Consider the following 16,969-nt stretch of genomic DNA (forward strand, 5'->3'; position numbering starts at 1 on the left):
ACCTTCCTTGCAGCACTCTTGCCGCGGCCGGGCGTGTCCGTCGGCGCCGGGGGCGGGCGTCAGCGTGCGGCGTAGGCCCGGACGAAGGTGTGGGCGCCGTCGACCATGATCTGGCGGATCCGAACCGGGTCGGCCCTGGCGGGTACGGGCTGGCGCTCGTAGGCCAGCAGGACGGTCAGGGCGAAGAACTGGGACGCGGCGACACGTGGGTCGTCCGTGTCCAGGAGCCCGGCGTCGGCGAAGTGGGCGAGGCGCTGCGTGAACGCCTCCTCCACCTCCGTCGTCACGATGTCGTCGTCGGTCGTCGGTGACTGCAGACGCTGCTGGGCGACGAGGGCGAACCCGGCGGCGTAGTCGGCGGAGCCGACGATCGTCGCGCCGAGGTCGGTCGCCAGCGCGGTGAGCCGCTCTTCCAGCTGCGAGACGGTCGTGATCGGGGCGTCCTTCGCGAGGTGCTCGTCGAGTGCCCGGCGCACACTGGCCGACAACGACTGGGACACGTCGGCGAGGATGGCCAGGAAGAGGCTCCGCTTGTCGCCGAAGTAGTCGTACACCGTGCGCTTGGAGACCCCGGCCCGTGCCGCCACGGCATCCATGCTGACGCGGTCGACGCCTTGGCGTACGAACAGCTCTCGTGCGGCGGCGAGGATCGCCGTCCGCTTCTGCGCGGACCCCTCGCGCACCGTCTTCTCCGTGCTCTCGGCCTTCTCCGTGCTCTCAGCGCTCACCGGCACCTCCGCGGGGAGTCTATACGGCATCGCGCGGGATTTCATACTGCACCGTGCAGTTTACTTGCTACACCGCACCGTGTAGTGTCGTTCTCGTGATCGCGCCGTCGCCCCGTCCGAGGCGCTCACTCCCGGTCCCCCGGGATCAGGCCCGTCATGACCCGTCATGAGAGGACAGCGTCCGTGCCCCAAGCTCCCGCCGTCGTCGGCGACCTCGTCGCGTCCGCTCTGGGACGCCGGGCCCAGGTCCTCGACGTCCGCGAACCCGTCCCCGGCTTCCTCGAACTGGAGCTGCACGCCGCCGCGCCCCCCGGCGGCTGGCATCCCGGCCACGAGATCCAGTTCCGCGTCAGTCCCACCCTGGGCCGCCGCTACACGGTGCGGACGGTGAGCGGCCCGGACCGCGAGCGCATCGGCATCCTGGCCGCCACCGAGGCCCCGGGTCCCGGCACCGCGTGGCTGCGCCGTCTGCGCCCCGGCGGACGGACGACGGTGCTGGCCGGGCGGCACAGACCGCTGCGCGAGCACGGCACCCGGCGCCTCTACCTCGGCGACGGCTGCGCCCTGGGCACCCTCGACGCCTGCGCCCGAAGCGGCGACGCGCCGATCGTGGCCGTCGAAGTGCCGACGCGGGCCGTCGCCCCCCTCGCCGCCCACCGGCCCCGGTACCACTTCCTCGCCGCGGGCGCGGCGCCGGGAGACGCCCTGCAGTCCTGGCTCGAACGGGCCCTCGTCGAGGGCGAGTTCACCGCCCTCGACGGTGCCCTGCTGCTGGGCCACGCCCAGTCCGTCCAGCGTCAGCGGCGCGCGCTCACCGACAGCCGGATACTTCCGCGCCGGGCCGTCACCACCAAGCCGTACTGGGCCACCGGCAGGGCAGGGCTCTAGCGGCAGACGCCTCCCGAGCGTCGAGGCTCGTCCCGGTCCAGGGCGTCGCCACACGTCCGGCCGCGCACCGCACCCGCGCTCCGTACGACAGCCCCTCGCACACGCGAAACGAACACCCGCATTCGATGTCCTGCCGCGCTGCCCACCGGCGCGGCCGGAAAGGACCGACCATGACCGCAACACCCCGCAGGGCTCACCGCTCCGTTCTCGTCTCCGGCGCGAGCATCGCCGGCCCCGCCCTCGCCCACTGGCTGCACCGCTACGGCTTCGACGTCACCGTCGTCGAGAAGGCGAAGGCCGTCCGCGGAGGCGGCTACCCGATCGACATCCGCGGCACCGCCACCGAAGTGGTACGGCGGATGGGCCTCCTGCCCCGCTTGCGGAAGGTCCACGTCGAAACCCGGCGCCTCACCTTCCTGGACGCCGACGGCTCCACCGTCGCCGCTCCGCGCCCCGAGGCCATCGGCATCGGCGCCGACGAGGACCTGGAGGTATCGCGCGGCGACCTCACCGAAATCCTCTGCGACACCGTCCGCGACGCGGTCCCCTTCGTCTTCGACGACTTCATCACCGCCCTCGACGAACACCCGGACGGGGTCGAGGTGACCTTCCGCAGCGGTACCCGCCGCGCCTTCGACATCGTCGTCGCGGCCGACGGAATCCACTCCGGCACCCGCCGGCTGCTCTTCGGCGCCGAGGAGCGCCTCCACCACTACCTGGGTTCCTGCTTCGCGGGCTTCACCATGCCCAACCACCTGGGGCTCTCCCACGAGGCCGTGCTGTGGAACAGCCCCGGACGGGGCGCCGCCCTCTACGCCGTGGACTCCGGCGAACAGGTGTACGCCTTCTTCTCCTTCACACGCGCCGAGCCGCCCCTCGACGCCGTCCGCGACGCCGACGCACAGCGCGAACTGGTCGCCGCGGCGTTCCCGGAGGACAGCTGGGAGCTTCCGCGGATGGTCGCGGAGATGCGCGCCGCCGACGACCTCTACTTCGATGTCGCCGGCCAGATACGGATGACGAGCTGGTCCCGGGGCCGGGTCGCGGTGGTCGGCGACGCCGCCTGCGCGCCGTCCCACCTCACGGGACAGGGCACCAGCATGGCCCTGACCGGCGCCTACGTGCTGGCCGGTGAGCTGGCCTCGCATGCCGACCACACCGAGGCCTTCGCCGCCTACGAACGAAGGACGAGGCCCTTCGTGACCCTCAATCAGGCTCTGGTCGACCACGGCGACACGGAACTCTTCCCCCGCACCGAGCAGGCCCTCCAGCGGCGCAACGCCGCCCTGCGCACCCTGTCCACCCTCCCGCCCGAGGAGCCGAATGCCGCGTACAGCGCCCTTGCCCTCCCCGACTACGACTGACCGGGCCGCCGGGGGCCGCTCCTGCGGTGGAGGGTGCCGGGGATCAGGTTCCGGTGAGCTGGGCGAGCGTGGTGATGACGCGCTCGGGGATGTCCTGCGGCCAGGGAAAGGACGGGGAGACGACACGCTGGTGGGCGAGTCCGTGCAGGCCCGCCCACAGTGCCGTCGCGTCGGCGTGCACATCAGTGCCGGCGACCGCGCCCGCGGCCACGCAGTCGCCCAGGACCTCGACGAGCACCAGCATCGACGACGCGCCGAGCATGTCGAGGCTCGTCTCGGGCAGCGAAGTGTCCGCGGGTGCCGGTGCCCCCGGGTCGCCGAACATGGTGCGGTAGCGCCGGGGATGGCGCCGGGCGAAGTCGAGGTAGGCCGCGCAGACGGCCAGCAGCCGTCGCCTCGGATCGTCGCCGGCCCGGCCCGCCGCCGCGCCCAGCCGTCTGTCCAGTGCGGCGAACTCCCGTTGTACGACGGCCAGCACGATGGCCGACCGGTTCGGGAAGTGCGGGTAGATCGAGGGAGTGGCGATACCGACCCGACGGGCGACCGATCGCAGGGTGACGGCCCGCTGGTCACCGGTCTCGTCGAGCAGTGCCGACGCCGCTTGGATGATCTCCTCGCGCAGCCGCCCGCCCGCTCCACGGCGGTTGCGGGCACGGACCTGCCGGTCCTGCCCCGCCGGGGCCGGGGTCGTCACCGATCCGGACTTCTTCACCGTGTGGCCTTCGGTCGTGGAGCGGGCGGCCGGCTTCCGCTGTCGGTCTTCGCCTCGGCCGTGGTCCTGAGCCGGTCCACCCAGTCGACGAGGCCGGCCTCCAGGGCCGCCCGGTTGCCGGGGATGTCGGCCTCCACGGGGGCGCCCGACCAGGACTCCTCGGTGGTGGCGAGCACGCCGCCCCTGACCTTCCTGAAGGTCCACAGGTGCACGCCGTCGAGGCCGTCGACGGGCGCGCTCCAGACGACGCACCGGTTCCGGTCGACCTTGTCGACCGTCGACACGACCCGCATGCCCTGGGGAGACCACTCGAAGACCGAGCCCGGTCGCAGCGGGCCCGGCGTTGTCCTCCGCGCCGGTGTGATCTCGGGAATCCAGGTGTCCCACGCGTCGATGTCGGTGTGCAGGTCCCAGACCTTCCGCACCGGCGCCTTGATCAGAAGGTCGGCCCGTGCGACGACCGGGGCGTCCTTGTCCACGGTCACTCCCCGGCATTCCTGGAGGGCCGAAGCGCCGGTGCCGGTGCCGGGCCGCGCCTCGTGCGCCGTCGCCATGGCCGGCGCGGAGAGAGTCGTCGCCGTGAGGGTCGCGGCGAGGGCCATGCCCCGCAGAAGTGGGCGTCGGGTGTTCATCGTGTCGGTGCCTTCCTCGGTGGTGGCGTGGCGTGCTTGCTCTGGTCTGTTCTCGTCCGGGTCGGCTGCGGGCTCAGCGCGGGGCGGCGGCCGACCGGCGGGGTTCGAGGAGTGCGGCGATGGCGTAGGCGCCGCCTCCGGCGATGGTGAGGACCCAGTAGAAGTTCGGGGTGCCGAGGAGGAGGGCGGCGGCGGAGGTGAGGGCGAGCCAGGTCCCGAGCGTGTAGTGGAGGACGTTGCGGCGGGCGCCGCCCTCGGCGATGTAGAGGAGGCCGACGACGAAGCCGGAGCCGGTGGGCCAGAGCAGCGTCTGGATGTCGGGGTTGTCCAGGGCGGCGCCGAGGCCGGTGATGACGAGGAAGAGGGCCACGAAGGCGGTGATCCAGGCGGCGCCGAGGAGTTGGCCGGTGCGGACGGTGTCGGGGTCCGTGGTCGCATGCTGGGCGCGCAGGGCGGCGCGGGTCGCCTGGACGGTGCCGACGGCGAGCCCCGTGCCGAGGAGGGTCATGGGCAGCCAGCCGGGGAGGTCGAGCAGGGGGGTGTCGCCCTGGGAGAGTGCGGCGGAGCCGTGACCGAGGAGGTAGGCGAGACCGAAGCTGACGTAGGCACCGAGGTTGGCCACGTCGCCCGTCGAGGGGCGGTCCGGGGCCGGCTGGTCGACGGGGGCGGGTGCGGTGGTGGCGGAGAGGGACATGGCGATTGCCTCCGGGGGGGTATGTGGTGGAGTGAAGCGTCCGAGAGATGGTGCGCGGGAGGAGGGCGGGGCCTGGCGGGGGAGGCCGGTGCCGGCGGGCGGTCCCACAGGGGAGGCGCCGGTGACGGGTGGGCGACCCGGTGAGTGGGGCTCCCGTGATGACGGGCGGCCCGGCGGGGAGGGGTCGGCGACAGCGGGTGGGGCGGCGAGTGGGGTGTCGGCTACAGCGGGTGGGCCGGCGAGCGAGGCTCCCGTGACGACGGGTGACCCGGCGAGCGAGGCACCGACGACAGCGAACGGCCCGGCAAGCGAGGGCACCGACGACGGACAGGCGACCCACCGAGCGAAGCACCGGCGATGACGGGCGCCCCGGCGAGCGAGGCGTCGGCAACAGCGGGGCGGACCGGCGGGTGAGGCACCGTCGACGGATGGACGACCCCGCGACCGAGGCTCCCCCGACGACGAGCGAAGCACCGTCGACGACGCGCGCCCCGCCGAGCGAGACACCGGCACCGACGGGCGCCCCGGCGAGCGAGGCGTCGGCCGACGCCGGGCGGCCTCGGTGGTGGTTCGGGTGTCACACCTCGGGGAGGATGACGACCTTGCCCGCGACGGTGCGGGACTCGGCGAGTTCGAGGGCGGCCACGGCGTCGGTGAGGGCGAACCTGGCGGCGATCTGGGGGACGAGGCTGCCGTCGGCGACCAGGCGCAGCACCTGGGCGAGGTCCTCGGTCATCCGCTGCTGCCAGGTCGTCCGGCAGCGCCGCCTGCCGGCCCACAGGTTGTAGAAGTGGGCGCTCTTGCCGTTGGGCAGGGCGTTCCAGGCGTTGAGCCGGGCGAACAGCTTCAGCACCGGGAGCTGGGAGTTGCCTTCCTCGTCCTTGGTGGCCGCGGTGCCGTAGGAGACCAGGGTGCCGCCGCGGCGCAGGAGTTGCCAGGACTGCTCGACGGCGTCGCCGCCGACGTGGTCGAAGACCGCGTCGACGCCGTCGGGGGCGATCTCGCGGATGCGGGCGTACAGATCCGGGTCGCGGTAGTCGACGGGGACGGCGCCCAGTTCGCGCACGGTGTCGTGGTGGCGGGGCGCGGCGGTGCCGATCACGGTGACGCCGGCGTGCCGGGCGAGCTGGACGAGGGTGGAGCCGACGCCGCCGTTGGCACCCAGGACCACGATCGTCCGGCCGGCGCGGATCTTGGCGGTGCGGTGCAGCATCTGCCAGGCGGTGACGCCGTTGACGATCACCGTCTCGGCGGCGGCCGGGTCCATGCCGGCGGGGACGGGCATCAGGTCCGCGGCGTCGACCAGCAGGTGGCTGGCCCAGGCGCCGATCTTGGTGACCGCGGCGAACCGGCGCCCGACGAGCGCGGCGTCGACCTGCGGGCCGACCGCGACGACGATGCCGACCAGGTCGTAGCCGGGCACGAAGGGGAACGGCGGCTGGTCGTAGTACTTGCCCCGGCGCATCTGCTGCTCGGCGAAGCAGACACCGGTCGCCTCCATCCGCAGGACGACCTGGCCCTTGGCCGGGGCCGGCAGCTCGCGGGCGCGCTGCTCCAGGCCGTTCGGCTCGACCCTGCCGGGCAGGACGATCTCGGTGACGGAGGTGGTGGCGGTGCTGCTCATGGCGTACTCCTGGGGTGTTGGCCCGTTTGCTTACGGCCGTAAGGCTATACGTGTTAGTTCACGCTCCACAAGAGGCTACGGCCATAAACTTACAGCGTAAGTTCACACCCTTTTGAAGCCTGGAAACGACGGAGCCGGCCGGGTGGCCGAAGTGCCACCCGGCCGGCCGTCGAGCCGTGGGGTCAGAGCGCCTTGAGCTGCCTGAGCATGTGGAGCGAGTCGGCGTTGAGCCAGTACTCGACGAACTTGCCGTCCCGCACGAGGAGCGTGTCGGTCCCGGTGAAGGTGACCACGGTCCCGGGCGCGGCCCCGGCGCCGGGGAAACCGCCGCCGTAGGTGCCGGTGGCCGTCCAGCGCACGGAGAGGTGGGCGCCGTCGAACAGCGGCGGGACCTCGACGGCGAACGTCAGGTCGGGGAAGGGCACGCGGCCTTCCTGGATGTAGGCCGTCAGGCCGGCGGCGTTGCGTATGGAGCCGCTGTCACCGCCGTCCATCATGGCGCTGTGGAAGCGGAAGTCGTCCGCGACGATGTCGGAGGCCAGGGAGAGGTCGCCGTTCCAGAGCCTGAGCCAGGCGTCGAACAGGGCCTTCGGGTCCGCGGGCGGGGTCGTGGTCACGGTGGATCCTTCGGGTCGGGATGCCGAGAAGGGAAACGGGGAGGCGCGGGTTCAGCAGCCGGTGCGGGCCTCGGCGACGGCCTTGAGGTCCTTCAGCCAGATCTCCAGGCCCGCGCCGAGCGCCCCGGTCGAGAGGTCGACGTCGGCCTCGGCCTGCTCGCCGGTCCAGGTCTCCTCGGTGCGGACGAGGGTGCCGCCCCTGACCTTGGTGAAGGTCCACACATGGGTGCCCTCGTCGATGTCGACGCCCTCGCCGACCGCGGGCCCGCTCCAGCGGACGCAGGCGTCGCGCTGGATCTGGTGGACGGTGGAGGTGACCGTCAGGGTGGTGGCGGGTGTCGCCGGGGTGGCGGGCACCGGGGTGGTCCAGCGGAAGGCGGAACCGGGGCGCAGGCGGCCGGAGTCGAGCCGCTCGCTGGTCTCGACGGCGTCCTGCCAGGCAGGCCACCGCTCCACGTCCGTCTGGGCCTTGAACACGGTGCCCACCGGCGCGTCGATGAGGATCTGGGACCCGTAGCGCACGAGGGCGTCGGGGTCGACACCCTGTCCGCGGCACTCCGGTCCTTCGGTGTGCCGGCCGGTGTGCGCCGGACCGGAAGCCGCCTGGGCGGGTACGGCGGTGGCCCCGAGGACACCGCCGGCCGCGGCGAGGGAGAGGGCGAGCGCCGCGAGGCGCGTGCCGCGGCGGGAGCGGGAGACGGACATGGGGGTCCTACCTTTCAAGTGTGGTTGCTGCGTACGGGCGTACCGCCCCGCGGGCGGTGACGGCCGGCCGTCAGCGGCGGCGGACGCCGTGGACGGTGAGCAGGAGCGCGGCCGACGCGGCGACGATCAGGCCGACGAAGCCGGGATGGATGTCCTTCGACAGGCTCGGCGCACCGTCCGGTCGCACCTGCCAGATGACGAACGGGATCGCGTAGCCGACCGCGAGGGCCACGGCGCCGGCCTTGACCACCGTGTCGCGGGCCCGGACCAGGGCGCCGATCAGCACGACCAGGACCGGTACGAACGCGACGAACGCGAACCCGGTGAGCACCAGGAGCGGGGCCACCCAGGCGGCGACGGTCACCGCCCGCGGCGTGCGCCGCACCCCGCGGACCGGCGAAGCGGACGGTTCCGGCATGGCGTTCTCCTTGCGTTCCGCGGCGCTGCCCCGCTCCGACCACTCCGACCTAACGACCGTAAGGCTACGCATGTAACGCCATGGCGAGCAAGGGGTTACGTCAATAAACTTTGGCGCGTAAGGTTACGAGGATGAAAGAGACCAACGTGACGAGTCAGGACGCAGGCAAACGAGCCTCCCGCGTACGCAACCGGCGCGGCGAGGGCGGCCGGCTGCGGGAGGACATCGTCGACGCCGCCGCCGCGCTGCTGGACGAGACCGGCGACGAGCGGGCGATCACCCTGCGCTCGGTCGCCCGCAAGGTCGGCATCGCCGCCCCGTCGATCTACCCGCACTTCCCCGACCAGCCGGCCATCATGCTGGCCGTCGTACGACGGGAGTTCGCCGCGCTCGAAGTCCACTTGCGCGCCGTCGTGCGGGAGGCGGGCGACGATCCGCGAGACCGGCTGTACGCCCTCAGCCGGGCCTACATCCGCTACGCGCAGGACCACCCCGGGCGCTACCGCACGATGTTCGGCGGCCTGTGGATGCCGACCCTGGGCGACAGCTCCCTGACCGAGGAGGAACTCACCACGCTCGGCGCCTCGGCCATGCGGATCCTCGCCGACACCCTGGCCGACTGTGTCGCCGCGGGGCAGTCGAAGGTCACCGACCCGGGGCTGGACGCCGTCACCCTCTGGGTCTGTCTGCACGGCCTCGCGCACCAGCACGCCGCCACCCGCGTCTTCCCCTGGCCCTCGGAGAGCATCGCCGACGCCATCATCACCAGGGTGGCCAGGCTGACCGACGCCCCCGCGGCCGAATGAGAGGCGGCACCGGCGGAGTTGTCCGCGAACTCCGCCGGGATTGTCCGTGATCGGTAACGGGCGCATCCCGTGGCCGCCGGCCTTCGTCCTCCCGGTTGGTCTCAAGACGACCGACGAACATACGGGGAACTGGGCGAGAGCGGGGCGGACATGGCGCGGCACGGTGGCGGGCACGGCTGGTACGGCAAGTTGGCCGGGGCGGCACTCGGGGTGACGGTGCTGGCCGTCGGTGCCTCGCTGTGGAACGCGCAGGCCGATGTCACGGGCGGCTCACCGCAGGCGACCGCGCCGGCGGCGCCCGGCGGCGGGGCCGCGCCGGTCGAGGTGACCATCGCGCACGCCTCGGACGCCGGAGAGCGCGGCGTCAACATCACCGTCGACGACGGACCCGACCCCGTCTGGACCCCCCAAGTGCTCGACGTGCTGCGCGAGTACGGCGTGAAGGCGACGTTCTGTGTGACGGGGACGCAGGCGCGGGCCCACCCGGACCTCGTGAAGGAGGTCGTCGCGGCCGGGCACCGGCTGTGCGACCACTCGGTGTCGCACGACACCGCCATGGACCAGAAGTCCGAGGCCTACCAGTCACGGGAGATCCTCGACGCCGAACGCATGATCGTCGAGGCGTCCGGCGGCGTGCGGCCGATGTACTACCGGGCACCCGGCGGGGCGTTCACCCCCTACAGCCGCAAGCTCGCCGCCTCCCGGGGCATGCGCCCGCTGGGCTGGAACGTGGACACCAAGGACTTCGAGCAGCCGGGCACGGACGCCGTCGTCGCCACCGTCGAGCGGGAACTCCCCAACGGGCCGACGATCCTCTTCCACGACGCGGGAGGCGACCGCACCCAGACCGTCGAGGCCCTGCGCCGGGTCCTCCCCCGGCTCAAGGAGCAGGGCTGCTCCTTCGGCTTCCCGGTGCGCTGAGTCCCGCCCGGCCGGTCCGCACGTTCAGGGGCCCGGTCAGCGGATGCCGGCGGGGTCGAGATCCGTTCCCACCACGAGGGTCACCAGGCCCGAGGAGGCCTGCGCGTCCTGTTCGGTCCGGGCACCCGGGGTCCTGGTCGCGAGCACCTCGGCCTGCTGCTCCAGGCCGGGCGGGTAATCGACCGTGGTGCGGGCGCTCTTGGGCGCGTTGCCCGTGCCGACGACGGTCAGCCCGGCCTCGCGCAGCTTCTCGGCGACGGTGGCGGCGCGCCCCGAGACCCCGGTGCCGTTGAGCACCTGGACGCGCACGGAGGAGGCGTACACCCCGTCCTTGGCCTCCGCCTCCAGCCCGTCCTTGTCGATCTCCTCGTCCTTGGCCAGCGCGGTGAACACCTCGGCGGCCTGCGGGTACTGCCACACCACGTTGGCCGTGTCACTGGCCACGTCGGCCTGGCGGGGGTAGTTCGGCACGGTGAGGAAGGTGAGCCGGTCGCCGGGAATGCCCTTGAGTTCGGACGCGAGGCCGTAGAGCGGCTTGATGCCCGCCAGATCCTCGTCCGTGGTCAGCGACTTGGTGGCGGACTGGAGGAAGCCGTACAGCGCGCTGGGGCTGGTCAGCTTGGACTGCGCCTTGGCGGCCAGGGACTCCATGAACTCCTGCTGCCTGCCGATCCGTCCGACGTCGCTTCCGTCGCCGACGCTGTAGCGGGCCCGCACATATCCGAGCGCCTTCTCGTCCTTGACGGTCTGGCAGCCGGCCTCCAGGTCGAGGTGGGCCTTCTTGTCGTGGATGGCCTCCTCGGGACAGACCTCTATGCCGCCCAGGGCGTTGACCATGCCCTTGAAGCCCTGGAAGTCGACGGACATGAAGTGGTCGATGCGCAGACCGGTGTTGGCCTCCACCGTCTTGATGGTGCAGGCGGCGGCGCCGGCCACCTCGCCGCCGCTGCCGCCGATCGCGAACGCCTCGTTGATCTTGAAGTGGTGCGGGGCGGACACCCCGCCGTCGCCCTTCTCGCACGCGGGTATCCGCACCCACGAGTCACGCGGCAGGGACACCACCGTGGCCCACTCGCGGTTCGCCGGAATGTGCAGGACCATCAGCGTGTCCGACTGCATGGTGGTCAGGCCCTTGCCGTACTCGGCGTTGTCGCCGTCCCGGCTGTCGGAGCCCACCACCAGGATGTTCTTCGAACCGGGGCTGAGGTTGACCGGGCGGTCCCCACCGAGCTTGTTGTCGAGGTCGGCGGAGTTGATGTTGTCGTTGAGGTCGTTGAAGACCCACGCGCCGACCCCGGCGACACCGAGGACGAGCACGGAGCACACCCCGGCGACCCACAGCAGGATCCTGCCCCGCCTGGTCAGCCTGGGCGCCCTGTTCGACGGCACGCGCCGCCTGCCCCTGCCACTCACTGAGGATCGTTCCTCCGCTCGGCCGTGCCGCCCCGTTCCGTGTCCCCGGGGCATCCGACGTCTCTTCCGTCGAACGTGCGAACTCTACAGTCATGTAGAAGGTGGCGGGATGTCACTCCTCCCCATCTCCGCGGGGATGGGCCAGCAGCCCGCGCAGAAGCCGTTCGTCGGCCGGGCCGAGGGCGGTGAGGAAGCTGGTCAGCACGGCCTCCCGGTCGTTCTCGGCGTCCAGGACCTTGCGCATCTTCCGTGCCGCCAGGCCCGCCTGGTCCGCGACGGGCCGCCACACGAAGGAGCGGCCGGCCCGCTCGCGGGTGACCATGCCCTTGTCCAGCAGGCGGGTCAGGATCGTGATCACGGTCGTGTAGGCGAGGTCCTCGCCCAGGTGCTCCTGGACCCGCCCGGCCGTCGCCGGCCCGCCCGTCTCACGCAACGACCGCATCACCAGCGCCTCCAGCTCGCCCTGGCCCCGCCGCCGGGTGCGCCGGTCATCCGCCACGTCCTGTCTCCCTTCCGCGCAGCGCCCGTCTCCCGGGCGGACATCGTATAGACGCCCGGATCCGTCCACGGCCACGGCGAGCGCTCCCGGCCCGCACCACAACCTCTACACAACTGTAGAAGCTAAGCTGCGCGCAGAGACCGCCTCACGGGCAGAACAGTGGAAGGGAGCGCTGGGGAGATGGGTGTCGTCGCCTGGTTGGTTCTGGGACTACTCGCGGGAGCGATCGCCAAGTTGATCCTGCCCGGACGGGACCCCGGCGGTTGCGTGGGTACGACGGTGATCGGCATCGCCGGCGCCTTCCTGGGCGGCTGGCTGTCGGCACGGTTCCTCGACCGGCCGGTGCAGCGGGAGTTCTTCGACGCCGCGACCTGGGGGTCCGCCATCGTGGGCGCCCTCGTGCTGCTGATCGGCTACCGCCTGCTGTTCGGCAACTCCCGCGACTGACGCGCTCGGGACCGGTCCGCCCCGCCGGCGGCGGAGGGGTCACCTTCCGGTTTCCGGCCCGAAGGGCCCGGCGGGCACGGAGGGCTGGTCCGGCCAGGCGAACGCGTACCGGGGGTCGCCCCCGCGGCCGATCCGTACGAAGCGCAGGAGTTCGCGCACGATGCCCGCGTTGCCCATCGCCCAGCCGGTGCGCGGTTCGAGGTCGCCGGGAGTGGCCCGGTGCTCGAAGTTGGACCAGCGGACGCCGTCGCCGTCCCGGGTCGCGCGGGCGACGAGGTCCGCGACGAGGACGCGGGCGAAGTCGTCCGTGTCCCGCTGTTCGGCGATGCCGTCGCAGGCCAGGGCGAGAACGCCCGCGGTGCCGCAGCAGCGGCCGTTGTTGTCCCAGAAGCCGGGGCGCAGCCGCCTGGGCAGACCGGAGCGGGTGACCGTGTGCCGGCAGCGGTCGGCGAGGGCGGACCAGACGGGGTCGGCCGTGACATCCCGCAGCAGCCGGAAGACCTGGGCGTCACCGGCCGGCCCGTGACACCAGCCGTAGCTGACGGGCTCGATCACGTCGGGGCGGTACTGCGGGGTGGAGTGCGGTACCAGGAAGCCCTCCGGTCCCGCCTCGTCGCGCGCCACCACGTCCGCGGCGCCGGCCATCGCCGACTCGACCAGGTCGGCGCGACCGGTGGCCGCGCCGACCCAGGCGAGCGCCAGGACGATGCCGAGGGTGCCGTGCGAGATGTGGTGCAGACGGGCCTCGGTGCCCGGACGGTGGGCCCAGTGCACGCCCTTCGGTGTCCGCTCCGCCGTCCGCAGGTACGGCTCCAGGGCGAGGACGGCCAGTTCGGGGTCGCCGGCCACGAGCGCGCCGAGGCCGATCCCCGCGTTGCCGCCCATCAGCTCGAACAACTCGCCCCAGCGGGTTCCGTCGAAGCGTGAGCGCACCAGTTCCAGCGCGCGGTCGGCGGCGGCACCGGCCGCCGTGTCGCCGAGTTCGTCGTGAACGGCGCGCAGGACGAGCGCCACGCCGGTGCGGCCGAAGTAGAGGGAGTCGTCGCCGATGCCGTCGACGCCGTCCGCGAGGCCGCGGGCGGCGCGCAGGGCGGCGTCGGCGTAGGAGTCGTCGCCGAAGTGCCGCCAGGCCTCCAGGAGTACGGGGACGATCCCGGCCGTACCGCTGTACAGGGTCGGGTCGGTCTCGTCGTCCGAGGGCGGGGACGTCCACGAGAGGCCTCCCCCGGGGGTCTCGCGTGCCGCGCCGGTCAGCCAGCGCAGCCCGTCCACCGCAAGTTCCTCGACCTCGTCGACCGTCACGGTCATGGGTTCCGGTGCCGTCATCGGCACACTCTCGCATCCCCCTCGCGGATCGGCCCAGAGGTCGGTCGCCGCGGACGGCGGCAGGGCATGGCGGACCTGTCCCGGCACCCGCGCGCCGGGACAGGTCGCACGTCCCGGCGCAGACCCGCCATTTCGGATCTTCGGCGCGCCAGGCAAACTCTGCGTTGTAGTCCCGCTGACGAAGGATGGCTCACGCATGATCACGCTCACCAAGGAAGACGGCCCGGCGGACCTGGACGGAGTGACCCACCTGTCCATCGGCGTCTCCTGGGACCCCACCGCAGGCAGCGCCGGCGGCGTCCTGGGCAAGCTGCGCCGCAAGAGCGGCACCGACCTCGACCTGATCGCCGTCGCCCTCCAGGGCGGGGACCCGGTGCGCATCGCCGGCCTCGACTCGCTCGACCCCATGGGCAACGGCTCGCTGCTGCACAGCGGCGACAACCAGACCGGACACGGCGACGGGGACGACGAGACGGTGACCGTCGAGTTCGCCAGACTCCCGTCCGCGATCACGTCGATCGTGTTCGTCGCCGCCGCGTACAAGAAGGGCAGCTCCTTCCAGAAGGCCCGCAACATCAGCTTCAAGGTCTACGACGCGACCGGGGGCAGCACCCAGCAGGTCGCCGACATCTGGCCCAGCCTGCTCAGCCAGGACAACGGCTGCGCCGTGGCCAAGGCCGTGCGGGTGGGCGGTGTGTGGAAGCTGGAGGTGATCAACGAGACGGGCAAGATCAAGCAGGGCGACGAGCACGCCCTGATGCGCTTCGCCGTCAGCAAGTAGCCGGCGCCCGCCCCGGAGCGGATGCGGTCCCGGGGCCGACAGGCGTGGCGTGCGCCGGCCGGTCGCGGCGGGCTCGGCACCGCCGCCGGGAGCGGCCACCACATCCACGTCGACCGGGCCGCCCGAAGGGGCGGCTCACCCCTCAGCCGCTCAGGCCGAGTTCCCCCGCGCGCACCCCCGCCTGGAACCGCGACCCGGCGTCGAGGGCCCCGAGCAGTTCCGCGACGCGGCGCCGGTAGGTGCGCAGCGACATGCCCAGCTCGCGCGCGGCGGCCTCGTCGGTGGCGCCCGAGCCCAGTGCGCGCAGGACTCTCCGGCTTCCGGCGTCGAGGTGGGGCTGCTCGCCGCGGAGGAAGGACGCGGGGTCGGTGGCGGTCTCCCAGGCGGCCTCGAACAGCCCGTACACGCCGCCGACCAGGGTGGGCGCGTTGGTCACCGTGTACTCGCGTCCACCGGGCGAGTCCGCTCCGGCGATGATCGCCCAGTGGTGGTCGATGACGATCGTCTCGTGCGGGAGGGCGCCCGCGGCGATCCGTACCCGGGCACCGTGCCCGGCCAGTTCGCGCAGGTTCTCGCGCCCGGCCTCGTCGGACAGCGCGGCCGGGCTGAACAGTTTGCGGACCCGCTGCGCGCCGGTTGCCCGGACCCGGTCCCGGGCCACCCGCCGGGCGGCCGGGCGGGGCCAGGTGTTCCGGTCACGGGCGGCGCAGACGAACTCCTCGCGGACCGAGGAGAAGAGGTGCCCGGCGCGGGCCAGGAACTCCAGGTCTCCGTGGATCGTCACGGTCTCTGCCATGACATCCATTGTGCCGCGTGCCGCCGCGGTGGCCCCCGGCACTTCGGCGGCCGGTTGGCAGCAAGCTGCCAGGGGTTCGCGGCCCGCCGCCCGGCCGCGCAGGCTGGGGTCATGAGCAACGACTTCCGCCTCGGCGGCGACCTTCCGATCGGCAGGCTCGGCTTCGGAGCCATGCGCCTTGCCACCAACAGCTTCTTCGGCCCGGCCCGCGACCCGGAGGCCGGCCGCGCGGTGCTGCGCCGCGCCGTGGAACTCGGCGTCGACCACATCGACACCGCCGCCTTCTACACCAGCGGCGACGGCACCGTCCGCGCCAACGACCTCATCCGCGAGGCCCTGCACCCCTATCCGGCCGGTCTGGTCGTCGCGACCAAGGTCGGCCCCGTGCGCACCCCGGACGGCGGCGCGGAGGCGTCCACCGATCCGGCCGCGCTGCGGCCACTGGTCGAGGAGAACCTCGCCTCCCTCGGCGTCGACCGCCTCGACCTGGTCTATCTGCGCATCGGGGGCATGGGCGGCCCGCCGCACGGCGAGTCCGTCGGCGCCCGCTTCGAGGCGCTGGCCGCGATGCGCGAGGAGGGCCTGATCCGCCATCTGGGCCTCAGCCACGCCGGCGCCGGCCACCTCGCCGAGGCCCGTTCGATCGCGCCGGTCGCGGCCGTCCAGAACCAGTTCCACACCGGCCGGCGCGAAGACGCGGAGGTGCTGGCCGCGTGCGAGGAGGCCGGCCTCGCCTATGTGCCGTACTTCCCGCTGGGCGGCGGTATGAGCGACCTCAGCGAGGACCGTATCGCCAAGGTCGCGGACCGGCACGGGGCGACCGTCCCGCAGATCGCCCTGGCCTGGCTGCTCGCCACGTCCCCCGTCACCCTGGCCATCCCCGGCACCGGCTCGCTGCGCCATCTGGAGGAGAACACCGCCGCCGGATCGATCGTCCTGACCGAGGAGGACCTCGCCGACCTCGCCTGACCCGGAGGGCGGCGGACGTGTCCTTTGTCTCCCACCCGGGCCGCCGCGCCCCCGAGAGGGCGATATCTGCGGCGACGGCGGCAGAAATCAGTCGCCGTCCAGGGAATATTCCCCGGTGGGAGGGGTCGGAGCAAGATTATTGGAAGCACCTGGGCGATCACGGCGTGCTACTGTCGAGGGAAGTTGCAGTTGTGGTTGCCTGAAGGTTTTTTCCGACGGGGTGATCATCACGGCGACCGGAGTGCACACAGGGTGAACTCCGAGCACCGTACCGAAGGAGAAAATTATGGCTTCCGGCACCGTGAAGTGGTTCAACGCCGAAAAGGGCTTCGGCTTCATCGAGCAGGACGGCGGCGGCCCCGACGTCTTCGCCCACTACTCGAACATCAACGCCCAGGGCTTCCGTGAGCTGCTCGAGGGCCAGAAGGTGACGTTCGACATCGCCCAGGGCCAGAAGGGCCCGACGGCCGAGAACATCGTTCCCGCCTGACGCTCACGCGTACTTCGCAGCTGGGGCCCGCACCTTGGGGTGCGGGACCCAGCTCGCCGCGTTTCCGGGCGCACAGCGCCCTGCGGGGTTCCGGATTTCCCCCCGCGCATTCAGTTTTCCCGGCTTCGTCAATTCTCCC

General features: G+C 72.4%; 20 protein-coding genes. 8 read left to right on the forward strand and 12 right to left on the reverse strand.

From position 1 onward, the window contains the following. Positions 1-59: 59 nt before the first annotated feature. A complete protein-coding gene (locus tag AC4IHM_RS15840) occupies positions 60-728 on the reverse strand; it encodes a TetR/AcrR family transcriptional regulator (RefSeq protein ID WP_490867678.1) in 669 nt (222 codons plus the stop codon). Positions 729-911: 183 nt separating this feature from the next. On the opposite strand from AC4IHM_RS15840, the gene AC4IHM_RS15845 reads away from it, so the two are divergent. After that, positions 912-1,616, forward strand: coding sequence for an SIP domain-containing protein (locus AC4IHM_RS15845; RefSeq protein WP_490867679.1), 705 nt, complete (start codon positions 912-914; stop codon positions 1,614-1,616). 170 nt (positions 1,617-1,786) lie between these two features. Further along, entirely contained in the window at positions 1,787-2,980 is a 1,194-nt protein-coding gene (locus tag AC4IHM_RS15850; protein ID WP_490867680.1) for an FAD-dependent monooxygenase, read from the forward strand. A 43-nt stretch (positions 2,981-3,023) separates the two neighbouring features. On the opposite strand, the gene AC4IHM_RS15855 is transcribed toward AC4IHM_RS15850, so the two are convergent. The 7 genes from AC4IHM_RS15855 to AC4IHM_RS15885 all read right to left on the reverse strand — a co-directional run bounded on the left by AC4IHM_RS15855 (position 3,024) and on the right by AC4IHM_RS15885 (position 8,382). Then, complete coding sequence (locus AC4IHM_RS15855) at positions 3,024-3,674, reverse strand: TetR/AcrR family transcriptional regulator (protein WP_490867681.1); 651 nt, start codon at positions 3,672-3,674, stop codon at positions 3,024-3,026. 14 nt (positions 3,675-3,688) lie between these two features. Then, positions 3,689-4,324 carry an SRPBCC family protein gene (locus AC4IHM_RS15860; RefSeq protein ID WP_490867682.1) on the reverse strand — a complete coding sequence of 212 codons (636 nt, stop codon included), beginning with the start codon at positions 4,322-4,324 and terminating at the stop codon, positions 3,689-3,691. Positions 4,325-4,397: 73 nt separating this feature from the next. Beyond that, complete coding sequence (locus tag AC4IHM_RS15865; protein WP_490867683.1) at positions 4,398-5,018, reverse strand: ABC transporter permease; 621 nt, start codon at positions 5,016-5,018, stop codon at positions 4,398-4,400. Between the two features lie 577 nt (positions 5,019-5,595). Further along, positions 5,596-6,642, reverse strand: a complete 1,047-nt coding sequence (locus tag AC4IHM_RS15870) for a medium chain dehydrogenase/reductase family protein (protein WP_490867684.1) — start codon at positions 6,640-6,642, stop codon at positions 5,596-5,598. 182 nt (positions 6,643-6,824) lie between these two features. Continuing rightward, positions 6,825-7,259, reverse strand: a complete 435-nt coding sequence (locus AC4IHM_RS15875; RefSeq protein ID WP_490867685.1) for an ester cyclase — start codon at positions 7,257-7,259, stop codon at positions 6,825-6,827. A gap of 51 nt (positions 7,260-7,310) precedes the next feature. After that, on the reverse strand, positions 7,311-7,964 hold the full coding sequence (locus AC4IHM_RS15880) for an SRPBCC family protein (RefSeq protein WP_490867686.1): 654 nt from the start codon (positions 7,962-7,964) through the stop codon (positions 7,311-7,313). A 70-nt stretch (positions 7,965-8,034) separates the two neighbouring features. Further along, a complete protein-coding gene (locus tag AC4IHM_RS15885) occupies positions 8,035-8,382 on the reverse strand; it encodes a hypothetical protein (protein WP_490867687.1) in 348 nt (115 codons plus the stop codon). A gap of 131 nt (positions 8,383-8,513) precedes the next feature. On the opposite strand from AC4IHM_RS15885, the gene AC4IHM_RS15890 reads away from it, so the two are divergent. After that, on the forward strand, positions 8,514-9,188 hold the full coding sequence (locus AC4IHM_RS15890) for a TetR/AcrR family transcriptional regulator (protein WP_490867688.1): 675 nt from the start codon (positions 8,514-8,516) through the stop codon (positions 9,186-9,188). 150 nt (positions 9,189-9,338) lie between these two features. Beyond that, entirely contained in the window at positions 9,339-10,109 is a 771-nt protein-coding gene (locus AC4IHM_RS15895) for a polysaccharide deacetylase family protein (protein ID WP_490867689.1), read from the forward strand. 36 nt (positions 10,110-10,145) lie between these two features. On the opposite strand, the gene AC4IHM_RS15900 is transcribed toward AC4IHM_RS15895, so the two are convergent. Both AC4IHM_RS15900 and AC4IHM_RS15905 read right to left on the reverse strand, forming a co-directional pair. Next, positions 10,146-11,522 (reverse strand): LCP family protein, encoded by a 1,377-nt coding sequence (locus AC4IHM_RS15900; RefSeq protein WP_490867690.1) that lies wholly within the window; start codon positions 11,520-11,522, stop codon positions 10,146-10,148. 112 nt (positions 11,523-11,634) lie between these two features. Next, positions 11,635-12,021, reverse strand: a complete 387-nt coding sequence (locus tag AC4IHM_RS15905; RefSeq protein ID WP_490867691.1) for a BlaI/MecI/CopY family transcriptional regulator — start codon at positions 12,019-12,021, stop codon at positions 11,635-11,637. 180 nt (positions 12,022-12,201) lie between these two features. On the opposite strand from AC4IHM_RS15905, the gene AC4IHM_RS15910 reads away from it, so the two are divergent. Further along, a complete protein-coding gene (locus AC4IHM_RS15910; protein ID WP_490867692.1) occupies positions 12,202-12,468 on the forward strand; it encodes a GlsB/YeaQ/YmgE family stress response membrane protein in 267 nt (88 codons plus the stop codon). Positions 12,469-12,507: 39 nt separating this feature from the next. Here AC4IHM_RS15910 and AC4IHM_RS15915 read toward each other — a convergent pair whose 3' ends face one another. Then, entirely contained in the window at positions 12,508-13,794 is a 1,287-nt protein-coding gene (locus tag AC4IHM_RS15915; protein WP_490867693.1) for a lanthionine synthetase LanC family protein, read from the reverse strand. Between the two features lie 196 nt (positions 13,795-13,990). On the opposite strand from AC4IHM_RS15915, the gene AC4IHM_RS15920 reads away from it, so the two are divergent. Continuing rightward, entirely contained in the window at positions 13,991-14,575 is a 585-nt protein-coding gene (locus AC4IHM_RS15920) for a TerD family protein (protein ID WP_490867694.1), read from the forward strand. A gap of 142 nt (positions 14,576-14,717) precedes the next feature. On the opposite strand, the gene AC4IHM_RS15925 is transcribed toward AC4IHM_RS15920, so the two are convergent. Further along, entirely contained in the window at positions 14,718-15,371 is a 654-nt protein-coding gene (locus tag AC4IHM_RS15925) for a helix-turn-helix domain-containing protein (protein WP_490867695.1), read from the reverse strand. Positions 15,372-15,482: 111 nt separating this feature from the next. Here AC4IHM_RS15925 and AC4IHM_RS15930 point away from each other — a divergent pair, with 111 nt between their 5' ends. Then, on the forward strand, positions 15,483-16,340 hold the full coding sequence (locus tag AC4IHM_RS15930) for an oxidoreductase (protein ID WP_490867696.1): 858 nt from the start codon (positions 15,483-15,485) through the stop codon (positions 16,338-16,340). A 286-nt stretch (positions 16,341-16,626) separates the two neighbouring features. Continuing rightward, the gene (locus AC4IHM_RS15935) at positions 16,627-16,830 is read left to right on the forward strand and encodes a cold-shock protein (RefSeq protein WP_055418803.1); all 204 of its coding nucleotides are present in this window, start codon (positions 16,627-16,629) and stop codon (positions 16,828-16,830) included. Positions 16,831-16,969 lie beyond the last annotated feature (139 nt).

The organism is Streptomyces sp. SL06 (assembly GCF_058244745.1).

Coding starts and splice junctions, on each gene's coding strand:
- AC4IHM_RS15925 (WP_490867695.1), bottom strand. CDS start 15,371: ATGGCAGAGACCGTGACGATCCACGGAGACCTGGAGTTCCTGGCCCGC.
- AC4IHM_RS15865 (WP_490867683.1), bottom strand. CDS start 5,018: ATGTCCCTCTCCGCCACCACCGCACCCGCCCCCGTCGACCAGCCGGCC.
- AC4IHM_RS15860 (WP_490867682.1), bottom strand. CDS start 4,324: ATGAACACCCGACGCCCACTTCTGCGGGGCATGGCCCTCGCCGCGACC.
- AC4IHM_RS15930 (WP_490867696.1), top strand. CDS start 15,483: ATGAGCAACGACTTCCGCCTCGGCGGCGACCTTCCGATCGGCAGGCTC.
- AC4IHM_RS15850 (WP_490867680.1), top strand. CDS start 1,787: ATGACCGCAACACCCCGCAGGGCTCACCGCTCCGTTCTCGTCTCCGGC.
- AC4IHM_RS15895 (WP_490867689.1), top strand. CDS start 9,339: ATGGCGCGGCACGGTGGCGGGCACGGCTGGTACGGCAAGTTGGCCGGG.
- AC4IHM_RS15890 (WP_490867688.1), top strand. CDS start 8,514: ATGAAAGAGACCAACGTGACGAGTCAGGACGCAGGCAAACGAGCCTCC.
- AC4IHM_RS15915 (WP_490867693.1), bottom strand. CDS start 13,794: ATGACGGCACCGGAACCCATGACCGTGACGGTCGACGAGGTCGAGGAA.
- AC4IHM_RS15910 (WP_490867692.1), top strand. CDS start 12,202: ATGGGTGTCGTCGCCTGGTTGGTTCTGGGACTACTCGCGGGAGCGATC.
- AC4IHM_RS15880 (WP_490867686.1), bottom strand. CDS start 7,964: ATGTCCGTCTCCCGCTCCCGCCGCGGCACGCGCCTCGCGGCGCTCGCC.
- AC4IHM_RS15935 (WP_055418803.1), top strand. CDS start 16,627: ATGGCTTCCGGCACCGTGAAGTGGTTCAACGCCGAAAAGGGCTTCGGC.
- AC4IHM_RS15920 (WP_490867694.1), top strand. CDS start 13,991: ATGATCACGCTCACCAAGGAAGACGGCCCGGCGGACCTGGACGGAGTG.
- AC4IHM_RS15885 (WP_490867687.1), bottom strand. CDS start 8,382: ATGCCGGAACCGTCCGCTTCGCCGGTCCGCGGGGTGCGGCGCACGCCG.
- AC4IHM_RS15870 (WP_490867684.1), bottom strand. CDS start 6,642: ATGAGCAGCACCGCCACCACCTCCGTCACCGAGATCGTCCTGCCCGGC.